This is a genomic window from Oleiphilus sp. HI0117 (assembly GCF_001635235.1).
The window spans coordinates 1-14581 of sequence record NZ_LWGA01000920.1; the positions used below are offsets into that span (position 1 = coordinate 1).

Here is a 14581-nt window from a genome sequence, read left to right on the forward strand (position 1 = left end):
AGTTCGAACCATCTGTGATCCTAATGATTAGTTTTGACTATATTTGATTAAAGAAGGAGTGTAATTAAATACGCAATTAACTCAATCATCAATCATGGGTTTTCGATTCGGATTAGAAAATTTCGTTTAAGCCAGTATTAAAAGCTAGAAGGAAAGATGTGTTGAAACAACAGTCCCTATCAGGTGCTGATAGTTGGCTGTTTTATACTAAAAAACTAATCTTCGAGTGACAGCAATGCGGACTTTCTTGCTGCAAGATCACGAGCGCTTCTGCCAATATACTCTCCACTCTTATTGCTATAGAGAATCCCAATGGAATCCGTTAGTATCATAGAAAATGCTAATGCACGGAAAAACGGAAAAACGGAAAAACTTAGATATGAGCAGCAAAAAGTTCTTCGAGGCGAAATTCGATAAGGGCATAAAAGCTATTGTTTGCGGGAACTGTGGAGCCAAGATAGCTAGCACGTTAAATGATTGCGTTGGCCCTAGCGGAATGGTTGAAATAGGTGGCTGTATCAAGCAGTGCGAATGTCCACAATGTGGCGAGAAAAATTGCTGTAAGCGGAACAATCCTAAACGGGATCTTGAGCCAGGTTTAAATTTCTAAGCGAGAACGACAAATAAAATACGGAAAACGGAAAAGGATTTTTGCAATGTTTCCTGTAAATAAGAAGCTAATGCGCCGACTTGATCGTGAAGGTGCATTTAAAAGCAAGTCTGTGAAAAATACCAATGAGAATATAGATATTGATGTTGTCGGTATTATCTGGACTTTGCTTAGGGAGTCACCCTTTTTGTTTATAGGTTTGGGAGCACTAAGCGTTCTTAAGAATAATACCGACATTAATTTTACAATCGTTCTTGTATCTTCGATTTTGCTTGGTGTTTGCTCGCGCTTTATCATGTCAGCTTTGGTTATAAAAGCTGATGCCTCATCAAATATATCTTATAGGATAATTCTAACTGTGTTGTTGGGGGGCATGCCATTTTTAATGCTCTATTTACTGTTTAGTACCATTTTTTCGGTGAATAGTATGATTGGAAATTTCGTAGTTATAGGAGTGACGCTTTTTTTATCAGCCATTATCGGCTCTTCTATTTTTGATGAGCTGAGTTAATAAAAATGAGTACATGTTAGAGAAACAACTTAAACGGAAAGCCGGAAAAATAATGTATCAGACCAAAGTATTGCTTTTGTTTTTATACGTGTCGATTGCAATTACTAAATTGCTAATAGAGTTTAAAAGGAGCATCTAAATGAAGCTAGCGTTATTTTCTGCCGTATTAGTGTTTGTAAGTCTAGATTCTGTTGCGGCCCAACTCCCTTTTGAATTTGAGTTCGGGTCCAGTAAGAGTGATGTTAAGTATGAAGTGTTATCCCCAGGTCAAGAACAGCTCTGCACCTTAGAAGATATCGTTAATCATTATTTCAGTTATTACCCGCACGACGAAAAATCTAGAGCGTGGAAAGACAAAATCGATGCTGACCTTTTTAAGTATAGTGTCAGATTTGATCATGACCTTGAAGACCTACGCAATCAAAAAGGGAGAGAGGAGTTCTTGTTACATACAGGAGTGTATAGCAGCTGGATTCAAGAGGATGCAGCACCGCATGTGAAACGCTTGTTTAAAGAACGCATTGACTCAGTACAATATCGAAAGGCCAAGGCTATTGTTGGGAATTTATTTAGCTCTGATGAATTTCAGGATTTCTTGAACTATGAGCCGCCAACGCTAGAAATTCAAACTATTCACTACAAGGTTCCACGAGGCATTGTATGTGCACAATACAAGGACGAAAAGCTCATTCAACTAGGCCTAAATAAAAACGGTTTTAAGCAAGATTTTAGTAAGATTACCAAAGCCGTGATTAAAAAATATGACGGTAAAAAAGAAGTATTTAAAGTGAACGGTTACAACAGCATAGAAACTGCTTGCGGACGTCGAAACGCCGAAAATTGTACAATAACTTCTTTTCAGGCTGAGATAAATAATTCAACGGGAATACGAGTAGAGTATAGAGATTCTCAGTTCAAGCAGTCATTATTCAATGCTCCATTGCCTCCAAGGAGTCGAAATCAACGAATACCATTCATTACTTATTACGATATGGTTGAATTAACAAAGCATTCTGATAGGTGGTTTGCTGATCGTCAATATTTCAATAAGAACATAATGAAACCTATCTACAAGTTACTTGAAAAGCTCATTCTAGAGCAACGAATTCTAGAACAAAGTGATACATTCACAGATCAATTTTAAATTTAAGTAACTGAATTTTAGGAGCTGGTATTAAAAATAATAAAAACGGAAAAACGGAAAAACGGAAAAACGGAAAACAGGATCATAAGAATGGTTTTTACAAAGAAGATAAGTATTCCTGCATTGGCAATATCAGTCATAGCTTTATGTATCTCTCTCTTCCAGGTTGTTAGGGCTGAAATGAATAATCAAGAACTGAAAAGCCATGTATGCAAACCATATCTTGCAGCAAAGGAAACTGGTGAACTAGGTAAAGACGTTTTCTTCGATGACAACACTATTAATTTGTGTGAGAAAAACTAACGGAAAACTTGAGAATACTATATATTCCGTTGCAACCATCTTTGAATTAGCTATCCCGACTTTGTTGCCATAGATGGATTGGCCGCGCGATGGTCTCGTGTCAATATTAAAATCAAACTTGATGATATGAAGAGGAACGGGGCGTTACTAGTATAAATTATTTGCTCTTCCTGCGTTTAGATTTTCTTTTATGAAGGCTCATTAATGACGTTAAATCATCCAAATATTCTCGTAAATTGACCATTTAGATCTTTAAAAGGTCCAAATTACTCGGACACTATGTCCATCTACAAAGTTCATCGTTTGTACGGTTTTATGGTGTAGAGGTCAATACTCACTTAGGGCTTCGTAGCCCAGTAATTACGGTATATTGCTTAAACTTGCCATTTAGTTATGATGATCTTAATATTCAATTTTTTGGAAGGCAAGATACGGCAAGGGTAGGGCGGTTTAACCAACAATCAACAACTTACGAGTCTATTTTGACATGGTAGAGGTCGGCAGTTCGAATCTGCCTAGTCCTACCAATTTCCCTATTCGCTCCTTATTTTTATAGTTGTGGCATGTCGCGATCGTTCTAGCGATTTAAAAATACAAATTTTGGATAGCCTCCAAGTGCATAGCTAACCTCGTAAGTTGCTTCACCATTCAATTGCGATATTTCTAAACAAGGCCTCGGGAGAGATAGGTCGCAATCACCGTTGCTCAATATGTAATCTTTGTACGCTTGTATTGTAGTTGTCTGGAATAGGGAGTGGCGACCTGATAGATTTTGTTTGGGGAGTGTGAAGCTGCAGCAGTAAAAGGATAGCTCAGCGTTGGAGCTATTGTTTTTTGCTTCAGCGCAATATTTAACTGCGTGTTTTGGCGTTAGGTCTATTAACCTTGCAACCGGGTAGAATGTAGCGTTTGCAGAATCAGCGCTGTTATTCTTCACAACCTTAAGCTCTAAAGACACATTAATAGATTGTGGAATAAATATACCATGCGGCTTAAGTTGGTCTGCTAGGTTTGCCGTTATTTCTACTTGAGGCTCATGCTCAAGAGACTTCTGCATTGTTTCGCTGATGATAATGTCGAGTGTATCAGGGTGCTGGTATTCACAGGCATTAGCGTTGACAAGGTGACTGGAATACTTCGTTAATTCAAAGGCCTGTAATAGGCGTTCAACACTGTCAAGCGATTCTTGATGGATATCTAAAAAGTATGGTTCTATTTCATCAGAGCAAAACTGAGTTAGTAGCGGTAGTAGGAGCGTTGCGTAGGGCCCGCAGCCAGCGTAAAGAATTTTTATTGGCTGATCGATAGAGTTGGCTAATGTATCGCTTATAGCGGCATTGACAGCCTGAATGAAGGTTATGCTGCGCTGATGATCAAGTGTGCACTGAGCTGCTGCTTCCGAGCAAATAGCTAAGCCTTGAGGGAGGTATGAATCACTCGCCCATGCATCGAAGGCAGGAGATGCTGTTATACCGCCAAGATCACTACAGACCTTTGCATAGTCCTCTAAGGCTTTTGTTTTGTATGAATATGGCGACGACTTATCCAGGATAGCCTTCGTTATTTCTTCTAATTTGGAGCGGTTCATCGTTTGCTCTATTGCCGCTTAGATCCAGCCAAATAGAAAGTCCCATAAACTCCATGACTCTTTTTTCTCAAGCTCATTTTTTGCTTGTTCAAGTACGATGCGTTCTTGTTCTAAGGCTTTCTTTTCTTCTTCTAGCTTGAGTTTTTCTTGCGCTATTCGTTGTTCTTCAATACGGCGCTCTTCCTCAAGTCGTGCTTGTTCTTGCTGTTGCTGGGCTAGAAGCTGCTTTTCCTCTTCAAGCTTGCGTTGCTCTTGTTCTTTTTGCTCTTGAAGCCGCTTCTCTTCTTCTGCTCTTTGTTTAGCTAAGCGTTCAGCTTCAGCTTTTTTTGCGTGAGCGATGCGCTCGGCTTCGAGCTTCTTTTTAGCAGCTGCGTCTGCTTGGGCCTTTTGCTTCTCTATGTTGTTCTTTTTGACGCGTTTGCTAACCACCTTGGGCGGTGCTTTGCATTCGCCACGAGAAGGGTCTAGACGGCAGCGAATTTTCCAGAATAACTTCAGTGCGGTAGGGTTGTTGATCTGATCGTCTTGTAAGGCAAGTCTAATGCGTTTACTGAAGTGATCAATCTCATCCTTTACGAATTGATTAGTTTTAATCCAGTAGTGCTTGGGGATTTCCTCTTCGGCATCAACTACCATTTTGTTCATCGCTTTCATTCGTGTCAGCATGTAGTTTCGCATTTTATTCCCGAAATCCTCAGGGAACTGATCACGACGAGCAATGGTTTGAAGCATTCCGTAATATAGCCGGTAATCAATAATTCCTCCTTTATCTGCAAGACCCTCGTAAAGCTCAAAGGTGTTGTAGGCAAGAGCGGGCATGATCACAATATCAACTTCGCCGGTTTTAAATTTATCTGCAAAGTTTGATAGTGTTACCGTGACAGGTTTGGACTTAGATAAACTTGCAAATTTATACATTTGCGGATCATTATTCAAAATCGCAATCTTTTGACCAGAAAATTCGTCAATTGTGTCAATCGAGCGGTCTTTAACAAAGGCATACATCGAACCAACAGGGAAGGTTGTTACAACCTCATAATTGTTTTCGATCATCAGCTTGCCAGCCCTAGAGCGGCTTAGCGTAGCGATAGCAAGCTCAAGCCCTTTCTCTGAGTTAATTGCTCCAATTGCGTCCATTGTGCCGGCAAACTTAACAAACTGGCGCGACAGGATGCTCGTAAGAACGGCAGCCTCGCAGTTGCCAGCCTTAAATTGCTTAACAACATCGGTTTCTTCGGTGTAGGCGACAAATTTGAGCTTTAATCCCCAGGCTTGAGCTCGTGGAATAACGTCGGAATAAAATGTCATCACTGGGCCACTTCGGCCAACAGGATCCCAAACGCAGAACGTTTTAGATTCTAAAGAAAAAGCAGAGCTACTGAACAGGCTTATCAAGATGCAAAGAAATATAGAGAAGAGCTTCATACAGCACACCTCTGCTGAAGAGCTGGGCGGTATATATATGAATTCATGTGGCTGTTGAAAAAAAGCTGGCCAGTGAAATGACTAAATAGTCGAGTAGTCATTCGTATTCATCCTTGTTTAGAGCGTATTGTGGTGCATTATTTTTTGCTGGCAAAGCCTATCATAGTCCTTGGCTAGATAGGGTGAATCAGATAACAAAAATTATAATTAGGGGCAGAAAGGCTTGAATTGCTATCAACGTCCATGCTTTTGCAATTATATAGAAAATCCAGATGTTTCGTTTTATTGTCGAATTGTAAAATATTGTACGATATATGCTCAATTTACTGGTCGTGTTGATAAAGCTATGTTCTCATCTATATTAATAGAAACATTACGCAACATTGGTTCACGTATTACTCCCGCAGTTTGTTGCAAGCTTTAGACAATCGCTATGGTGATTTAGCTTGTCTTTAAGTAGTTGGAATACAGGTTCGTGCGAGAGAAAATGATGATAGGCGGGTAAAAATATGTACGCGACTCAACAAACAGAAAAAACGCGTCTAGGTGATATTCTTTTAGATAAAGGCCTAATAAACGAAACGCAGTTGAATGAAGCAATTGCTTCTCAGCAAGGCACTGATCTGCCCTTGGGTCAGATTCTCGTCGATAAAGGCTGGTTGAGTCGTAGACAGATTGACCAAGCTCTTAAAGTACAGAGTAAATTACGTAGCGCCATTGTTTCTTCGATTATTAGTTTATCTCCCTTGGCTTTGGTTGGTTGTGGCTCAGCAGCGACCTCTGACGAAGAACCTGTAGAAATTCAGCAAGTTGAAGAGCCTGGTGGGCAAGAGGCTCAGGGGAACAGTGAAGAGGCTTCCAACGATTCTTCAGATAATTCAAGCGATGCTGGAGATACTGGCGGCTCAGTAGTCGGTGGACAAGATGACAGTGGCTCTGACGACCAGCAAGCGGGCAGTGGGGAAAGTCAAAGCGGGTCGAGTGATTCTAGCGGTAGTGACAACGAAGGTTCTTCTGACGCTACTGACGGGCAGGAGCAAGAAGCGTCTCTCGGCGCTATAGAATTTAGCTGGGCTTATCCAAGTCAGCGAGCGGATGGTTCAGATTTCGAAGTTTACGAAATACAGGGCTTTAGAATCTATCAAGTTGCTGGTAACGGTGAGGTTGATACTGTTCATGAGGTCGATGGTCTAGATACCTCATATATTGTTACTGAGCTGGCCGATGGTGATTATCATTTTGCAATTACCGTTGTAGATACTGACGGCCTCGAAAGCGACTTATCCGACTCTATTTCTGTAACAATCTAATCGTCTTTTTTCAATAAAGCTCAGATTACCTGGATCTGAGCTTTTTAAGTTCTTTCAAAACAATTCTTAGTGGCTACGGCTACTTTTGTTTCCATATATCCTTGTTACTTGACTGGCTGCTTGACTGATTTCCGCGGGATTGCTTTTGAGTAGGGCGTCTTTTTGCTCTTCTAGGCTTATTTTTATCGGAGTCGGTCTTCGCCTGATTGCCGTGCTGCTCGGCTTTTGGCTTTTTGGGTTTCTTGGGCTTTTTTGCTTTGATCGGACGAGTATCTAGCTGGGATTCGGGTAGGGAGTGCACAGGTTCGAAGCCTTCGACCGTTCTACGTTGAATCACTTGTTTAGTTAACCGTTCAATACCTTTGAGTTCTTTAAATTCATCGGCACAAACCAAAGATATCGCTAAACCATCCGACCCCGCGCGGCCGGTTCTACCTATTCTGTGCACGTAATCTTCAGATACGTGAGGTAGCTCAAAGTTAACAACCTGAGGTAGCTGATCTATATCGATGCCGCGTGCTGCAATATCAGTCGCAACTAAAACTTGAATGACACCAGACTTAAACTCTTGTAGGGCTCGAGTTCGGGCACCTTGACTTTTATTGCCGTGAATCGCGGCAGCTTTGATACCTGCCCCTTCGAGAACTCTTGTTAGGCGGTTTGATCCATGTTTGGTACGACAAAAAACCAAAGTTTGTTGCCAGTTTTCTTCCTTAATCAATTGGCATAAAAGTTTTGATTTTCTATTTTTATCGACTGGGTATATCCACTGCTCAATTGTTTTTGCTGTTGTATTACTGGGACTAACTGAGACCTCAACGGGGTTATGTGTAAACTCTCTTGAGAGCATCTTGATTTCGTCTGAAAAGGTGGCTGAGAATAATAGGCTTTGCCTTTTCTTTGGAAGCAAGGAAATAATTTTCCGAATATCCCTTATAAAGCCCATATCTAGCATTCTGTCAGCTTCATCGAGAACAAGGATTTCGAGGTCTTCAAATTTCACTGCATTTTGAGAGTGTAGGTCGAGAAGACGTCCCGGAGTGGCTACAAGTATATCGAGACCTTTACGTAGCAGCATCATCTGAGGGTTAATCTTGACGCCACCGTAGACAACAGAAGAACGTAGAGGAAGGTGTTTCGAATACTGCTCAACACTTACGGCAATTTGTGCTGCGAGTTCTCTGGTTGGGGCGAGGATAACTGCACGAACTCGATTACCTTTTGGTTTTTCGCCTTTAACGAGACGATCTAGGATGGGCAATGTAAAACCAGCAGTTTTCCCTGTGCCGGTTTGTGCTGCTGCTAAAAGGTCATGGCCGGCAAGTACTTCAGGTATAGCTTTTTCTTGTATAGGGGATGGGGTTTTATACCCTAATTCTTCAATAGCTTTTAATAGTGGAAGCGAAAGACCTAAAGACTCGAAACTCATAAACTGCTCAACTGTAGGGGCTGTACAATAACAATACAGCCAAAATAAGGAGAGCGAGCTTATAGGATTCTAGTGGTTGGCGCTAGTATTGTTTTTGAGCGATAGCTGTTCACGATGTTTAAGAAATCAAGGCATAAACTCCTGATTGATCTTGTCGATCGAGCCATCCCGGTACATCTGTTTAAGATGTTTGCGAATGTTTTTAATCACTGCAGGCGAAATCGATAGGTTGCAGCCGATTGCTCTAAGATGTGTAAAAAAATCTAATGCAGATTTCTTAATTTCGATGTTCTCAGTGTGGGATATGTAGTGTGCCGCTACCGCGTCTGTTTCCCAAAAGTCTATACGGCCTGCTCTTAATTTATGAATATTTGCGGAATTCTTTGCAACGATCTCTACCTCAAAACCCATGCCTTTAAGATATGCGCCACTCGCGCTGCCCAAGTGGCTGCCTATGCGATACGGTTGGGCATCCATTAAGGTGATGATCTTTCGATCCAAGTGCTGATCTATTGTTTGAAACAAACCATTTCTTGAGATCAAAATGGGGCTAATCCAGGTAAACTTTACCTCACGTTCTTGATTTCGTTCGATCGGGAGTACGCAGGTGTTGGGTGTCTTCTCTGCAAAGATTAGAGCTCGCTTTTTAGGCATCAAATAAAAATCATACTCCATGCCTGCTCTTTGAAATAGCTCACTAATAATAATTTCCACAAGCCCCTTTTCTTGTTGCGCATCATCAAATACGTAAGGGGGGTCAACAAAGCTAATAATACTTAATGCCTGCTTTTGCTCAGACACTAGGGGATTGCTAAGGAGCAATAGCAGTAAGAATAATGCGGTTCGCATATAAGTGCATATTCTATTTCCAGACACGGATTGCCTCCTTATAGGGTAAGGTAGCAGCTGGTGGGAAACTAGATAGTGCCGGTTTTGGTGCCCCCGCTTTTTCTAGCCAATATAGCTCTGTTTGCTTTGGGTTCAATTTCGGCGCGCAGGGGCCGGTTTGTTGTGTCGATAAGTTTTCAAGTACCGTGTCAAACGCGCTTGCCATACCATACATCGCTCTGCGCACGGTAGCTCTCTCTGCGACAGCCTCACCAACGAATTGCCACCAGAGATTAGATAGCTTGGTATAGTCTGGTACATTTGAACCGGTTGGCGTCCATACATCGCGCCCGGTACTTCTATAAAACTCTACAAGTCCGCCAAGCTTTTTCGCTTTGTTAGTAAAAGGCGCAGAGTTGATATCGGACAGGCGTATCGGAGTGAGGCCAACAAGCGTTTTCTTGAGCGATACGGATTTAGAGACCAAGAATTGGGCATACAGCCAAGCGGCCTTAATACGTTTTATAGGGGTGTTTTTCAGGAAGGTCCAAGAGCCTGCGTCCTGATAGCCTAATTTCATTCCTTTTTCCCAATATGCACCTTTGGGTGATGGGGCCATTCTCCACTTAGGTGTGCCGTCGCTGTTGACGATAGCTGTGCCGGGTTTGGTTAGTGCTGCTGTGAAAGCGCTGTACCACCAAATTTGTTGTGCAATGTTGCCCTTGACTAGCCAATTACCAGCTTCGGTAAAGTTCATTGTTTTTGCTTGGGGAGGTGCGTATTTATTCAGCCATTCAATATACTTCTCTACTGCGTATATCGCAGCAGGGCTGTTCAGCGCGCCTCCTCTTGCGACACTAGCACCGGCAGGACGACAATCTTCTACACGAATTCCCCAATCGTCTACCGGGGTACCGTTTGGTAAGCCTTTATCACCGGTGCCTGCTAGTGATAACCAAGCATCTGAGATCCTCCAGCCTAAAGAGGGGTCGCGTTTTCCATAGTCCATATGTCCCCATACGCGTTGGCCATCGAGTTGTTTGACATGTACTGTAAAAAATTCAGCAATATCTTCGTAAGCCTGCCAGTTTTGGGGGACGGCTAAGTCGTAGCCATAAATCTTGTTAAATTGTGCTTGTAAGTCAGGACGGGCAAACCAGTCTGCGCGGTACCAATATAAATTAGCAAACTGTTGATCCGGTAATTGGTATAAGTGTCCTTCCGGGCTGGTAGTAAACTTAAGCCCTATAAAGTCGTTTAGGTCGAGTGTAGGTAGGGTAACTTTTGCACCCTCATTTTTCATAAAGGTGTCTAATCTCAGCGTTTCATTTGAACGAATGTGAAAGCCTATTAAATCGCTATCGTTGATGTAGGCGTCATATAGACTTTTACCCGTTGATATCTGAGCTTGCATCTTTTTAATGACATCGTCTTCGCCGGTTATTTCATGTACGACATGTATACCTGTGAGTTCAAAAAAGGCCTTTGCTAGGGTATTGGCTTCATAAAAGTGCGTATCGATTCGTTCGGATACAACACGTACCTGAATATCTTTGTAGTCTTGTGCTGCATCAGCGAACCAAGCGAGCTCTTGGTATTGTTCTTGTGGTGTAAGCGTGGAGGGTTGCAGTTCTGTACTAATAATTTGGTGTGCGCGTATCTGCCACTCAGCGTTATCTGAGGGACGAAGTGCCCAACTATTGATGGAGCAGAGCAATGTCAGCAGGCCGATGCAAAGCTTTACGAGCATGTGCTAATTCCCTTGAAAGTCTGGAAATGAAGAGCGTTAACTACAAGTATAGTTGGTGTTGTGAATGTTGTATGATTTATATGCAGGTATTAATGATAATAACGAAATGATGGTGTAAGCGACTTTTGCATACAAGTAAAGACTAATGAATTTAAGTCAATTTATGGTGTGTAATGTTTTTGTATTACAAGGTTCATATTTACGTCACCTTTCATGGTTATTATTCTTGTATGTTGTCTGTAACAAATCTGACTTATTTGTGAAATATAACTGAAATAATTCGGGGATACACTTCCAGCTCTTTAAAATTATGAGAGTTGGAACCTTGAAGCTATCATCCAAAATTCGATCCGTCGCACAGCTTAGTTCACTAACGTTGCTATTTGCTGGCGCCACATCTTACGCAGCAAATACTAATTTAGATTCCCTTGAAAATATCTCTCAGGAATTGGTTGAGATACGTCAGCAGATCTCGTCTTTGCACGATGAAATCAACTTCAAGAAAGATAGTTTCAATGATCAGATACGGTCTTACTCTAACCAAAAATCTGACTTGGATGTAAAGATTAGCCGTTCTGAGTTGAATATCAAAGACCTACAGCGCGAGCTAGAAAAACTTCAAACAGCTAATAAAGATAAGTTTGAAGCCTACGACGAGGTTAGCCCGGTTCTTAAAAATGTTATTGCAGAGCTTAAGGTTTCTCTAGCTGATTCGATTCCATTTAAGTTGCCGCAGCGCTTGAAAGCCTTAGATGATATTGAGCATCGCTTAATTACAAATATTATCACGCCTAACAAAGCAGCTAATCAGCTATGGGCCTTTGTAGAAGATGAGTTAATCCTGGGTCGAAGCAGTGGTATTTATAATGAGTCGCTGTTTATTTCGGGTGAAGACAAGCTAGTTAAGGTTTTACGCTTAGGAAAAATAGCGATGTTTTTCAAAACCTCTGATGGTGAATATGGGGTGATTAAGCAAGAGAGTAGCGGATGGAATCAAGCTTCAATAAGCGGAAGTGAAAATCTACGCGAACTTGATTATTTATTTGATTCTTTCAATAAGAACATCCGCAACGGATTGTTCAAGGTACCTAACTTTCTTCCTGCTAACACTTCCTCGAATTAATTTTAGGCCTAACACGGATATTTGATGTAATGAATATGAGTAACTTAATACGATTATTATCGCTAATGATGGTGGTTTTCAGCTTATCATTTACTGTTCAGGCAGGAGAGCTAGAGCAGGCATATCAGAAGGAATATGCTTATCTGGTCGCTGAGAAAAAGGCTTTAGAGCAACGCTTGGTTAAGTTGTCCGAATCTCAGGAAATTACCTTGAAGAAACTTCAGGGTGATATTGATGGCCTGCAAAAAAGCTATTTAAAGAAAAAGAATCAGGTCGATCGTCTCAATCAGGATATTGTCGAAGCCTCGCGTGATGTCGACTTCAATGAGAATGACCAATTACTGCTTGAAACAACTCTTATACAGGCTCGCTCAAGTTTGAGTAAGCTGGGTGTAAATGTTGATGAAGCCTTAGATATGGATAAGCAATTAGGGCAGGCGTTTAAAGAAGCTGCGAAGACATTGCATTCTGATAGTGGTGTAAATAAGGCTCAGGCAACTTATTTTGATGTTTCCGGTAAAGAAGTTAACGGAGAAGTCTTGAATGTTGGTCGTATCGCTCGCTTTGGCTTGGATGCTGAAAATGGTGGCGTACTAGCGCCAAGCGGCAATGCTAAGTTTAAAGTTTGGGATACTGAGTCGTCCCAATCTATTCAAGGTGTCTTGGGTGGCGAATCAAATATCCCCGTATTCCTATTCGACAATGTTGATCTGGCGATAGAGAAACAGGCAGAAAAAGGTTTCTCTGATGATATTAAAGCAGGTGGCTTGATAGGTAAGATCATTCTTGCAATTGGCTTGTTAGGTTTAGCTTTAGTTGCTCTAAGAATTATCTTCTTGATTATGCTTGGTTCTGATATCCAAAAGAATACCGTTAGAGTCAATCAACTCGTTGAAAGTGATGGAATCGATGCGGCACTAAAAGCGTGTAAGAAAAACGCAAGCAGTGCTAATAGAGTTATCTCTGCAACGCTTCGTAATATCAAGAAAGAGCGAGACCATATCGAAGATATTATTTCAGAAGCAATCTTGTTCGAAAGCTCCAAAATAGATCGTTTCGGCTCAGCAATACTTGTTATTGCAGCGGTTTCGCCTTTGCTTGGCTTGCTAGGTACGGTTACCGGCATGATCGGTACCTTCGATATCATTACCGAATTTGGTACGGGTGACCCCAAGTTACTATCAACGGGTATATCTGAAGCCTTGGTGACAACTAAGTTTGGCTTGATCGTTGCGATCCCGCTGTTGCTGATAGGTAATATGTTGTCTAGCTGGGCACTTCGCACCAAGAACGGCCTAGAGCGTGCAGCGCTCAACGTGATAAACACCCATAAAGAATCGACAAATGTGTAATTAAGCTCATAGCTACCTAGGCCTTGGGTCTTGGTAGCAAGCTTTCCATTGATTATTAGATTCTGTTTATAGGGAACACGAATGTTAGAAATTATCCCCAATACCAGTACCTTGCTCGAATACTACGAGATGGGGGGCTTTGTTATGTTGCCTCTCATTTTTGTCTCTATTTTGTTGTGGTTCGCCTTGGTCTACAGAGCGATGAATATTCGTTCGGCGCAACATAACCCTCGAGACTTGGTTCGTCGGGCAAAAAAGCAAAAAAAGAAATTTTTAAAACTTAAATCTACGACGGCTGAAGCGGCTAAATTTGCGATGGATACCTCGCGAACGGTTTCATCTCCGGAGCTTTTGAAAGCGCTGATAGATGAAGAGTTTTCAATTATTAAAGAAGGCTTGGGCAAACATAAAACGCTAGTTCGCTCATTGGTTGCTGTAGCACCACTGCTTGGTTTGCTCGGTACCGTAGATGGCATGATTGAAACGTTTAATTCGCTAGGCGATATGGCCTTGTTTAGCCAGTCAGGTGGTATTGCCGGGGGCATTAGTAAGGCATTGTTTACCACTCAAATGGGATTAGCGATTTCTATTCCTGGCTTAATGATCGGAAGGATCATCGAGCGAAAGGAAAGGAATATTTATCGTGAGCTTGACCAGATCCGCGACCTGGTTGTTGCAAGATCTAAAGAGAGTAGCAAGCGTCAACAGCAAGCTTAATAACTGACTCATATATACCGGCACTGAATTGTTATGGGGCCTGGTAACACAAGATTTAAAACGAGGCATGAGCCATGAGATATAGACAAGAAACTGAAGAAGAAGGTCAGATCGACATTTCACCCTTGATTGATATGGTATTTATCCTATTGATCTTCTTTATGGTTACCACAACCTTTGTAAAAGATATGAAGCTGGACCTAGACCGACCCAGTGCATCGAGCGCCGCAGCGGCATCAACCAAGGCCACACGCGTATTCATCGATAAGTTAGGTGATGTCTATGTCGATAATCAGCCTGTCAGAATTTACAGCCTGCAGAGTAAACTTCGCGACATGTTGCGCGTTAGTACAGATAAGTCGGTACTGGTTGTAACCGATGAGAACGTACCGGCGAAGCTAGTTTTGGAGGTTATTGACCAATGTAAACTTTCCGGCGCGACTGATGTCGGTGTCGCCACCGAGCAAGAGTCCTGAGTATACGCTGATGAT

At 41.8% G+C, this 14581-nt stretch carries 13 protein-coding genes; 8 read left to right on the top strand and 5 right to left on the bottom strand.

What is annotated here, in order from left to right:
* Positions 1 to 656: 656 nt before the first annotated feature.
* The 3 genes from A3757_RS16385 (at position 657) to A3757_RS16395 (ending at position 2568) form a co-directional block, all read left to right on the top strand.
* Positions 657 to 1121 (top strand): hypothetical protein, encoded by a 465-nt coding sequence (locus A3757_RS16385; RefSeq protein WP_068567971.1) that lies wholly within the window; start codon positions 657 to 659, stop codon positions 1119 to 1121.
* Between the two features lie 139 nt (positions 1122 to 1260).
* Positions 1261 to 2265 carry a hypothetical protein gene (locus A3757_RS16390; RefSeq protein ID WP_068567973.1) on the top strand — a complete coding sequence of 335 codons (1005 nt, stop codon included), beginning with the start codon at positions 1261 to 1263 and terminating at the stop codon, positions 2263 to 2265.
* A 90-nt stretch (positions 2266 to 2355) separates the two neighbouring features.
* Positions 2356 to 2568 carry a hypothetical protein gene (locus A3757_RS16395; RefSeq protein ID WP_068567959.1) on the top strand — a complete coding sequence of 71 codons (213 nt, stop codon included), beginning with the start codon at positions 2356 to 2358 and terminating at the stop codon, positions 2566 to 2568.
* Positions 2569 to 3145: 577 nt separating this feature from the next.
* Here the strand turns inward: A3757_RS16395 and A3757_RS16400 are convergent.
* Both A3757_RS16400 and A3757_RS16405 read right to left on the bottom strand, forming a co-directional pair.
* Positions 3146 to 4156: a hypothetical protein gene (locus tag A3757_RS16400; protein ID WP_068507793.1), complete on the bottom strand. Its 1011-nt coding sequence runs from the start codon at positions 4154 to 4156 to the stop codon at positions 3146 to 3148.
* An 18-nt stretch (positions 4157 to 4174) separates the two neighbouring features.
* Positions 4175 to 5464, bottom strand: coding sequence for a putative solute-binding protein (locus A3757_RS16405; RefSeq protein ID WP_156490486.1), 1290 nt, complete (start codon positions 5462 to 5464; stop codon positions 4175 to 4177).
* A 626-nt stretch (positions 5465 to 6090) separates the two neighbouring features.
* Between A3757_RS16405 and A3757_RS16410 the strand changes: the two genes are divergently transcribed.
* Positions 6091 to 6891, top strand: a complete 801-nt coding sequence (locus A3757_RS16410) for a hypothetical protein (RefSeq protein ID WP_068507789.1) — start codon at positions 6091 to 6093, stop codon at positions 6889 to 6891.
* Between the two features lie 79 nt (positions 6892 to 6970).
* Here A3757_RS16410 and A3757_RS16415 read toward each other — a convergent pair whose 3' ends face one another.
* From A3757_RS16415 to A3757_RS16425, 3 genes are all read right to left on the bottom strand, one after another.
* Positions 6971 to 8320, bottom strand: a complete 1350-nt coding sequence (locus A3757_RS16415; protein WP_068553317.1) for a DEAD/DEAH box helicase — start codon at positions 8318 to 8320, stop codon at positions 6971 to 6973.
* Between the two features lie 126 nt (positions 8321 to 8446).
* The gene (locus A3757_RS16420; protein WP_197470085.1) at positions 8447 to 9121 is read right to left on the bottom strand and encodes an ABC transporter substrate-binding protein; all 675 of its coding nucleotides are present in this window, start codon (positions 9119 to 9121) and stop codon (positions 8447 to 8449) included.
* Positions 9122 to 9182: 61 nt separating this feature from the next.
* Complete coding sequence (locus A3757_RS16425) at positions 9183 to 10898, bottom strand: ABC transporter substrate-binding protein (protein WP_068566879.1); 1716 nt, start codon at positions 10896 to 10898, stop codon at positions 9183 to 9185.
* Between the two features lie 325 nt (positions 10899 to 11223).
* Between A3757_RS16425 and A3757_RS16430 the strand changes: the two genes are divergently transcribed.
* The 4 genes from A3757_RS16430 (at position 11224) to A3757_RS16445 (ending at position 14566) form a co-directional block, all read left to right on the top strand.
* Positions 11224 to 12021: a DUF3450 family protein gene (locus tag A3757_RS16430; RefSeq protein WP_197470086.1), complete on the top strand. Its 798-nt coding sequence runs from the start codon at positions 11224 to 11226 to the stop codon at positions 12019 to 12021.
* 35 nt (positions 12022 to 12056) lie between these two features.
* A complete protein-coding gene (locus A3757_RS16435; RefSeq protein ID WP_197470087.1) occupies positions 12057 to 13373 on the top strand; it encodes a MotA/TolQ/ExbB proton channel family protein in 1317 nt (438 codons plus the stop codon).
* Positions 13374 to 13454: 81 nt separating this feature from the next.
* Positions 13455 to 14090, top strand: a complete 636-nt coding sequence (locus A3757_RS16440) for a MotA/TolQ/ExbB proton channel family protein (RefSeq protein ID WP_068553322.1) — start codon at positions 13455 to 13457, stop codon at positions 14088 to 14090.
* Positions 14091 to 14164: 74 nt separating this feature from the next.
* Positions 14165 to 14566 carry a biopolymer transporter ExbD gene (locus tag A3757_RS16445; RefSeq protein ID WP_068553323.1) on the top strand — a complete coding sequence of 134 codons (402 nt, stop codon included), beginning with the start codon at positions 14165 to 14167 and terminating at the stop codon, positions 14564 to 14566.
* Positions 14567 to 14581: the final 15 nt, after the last annotated feature.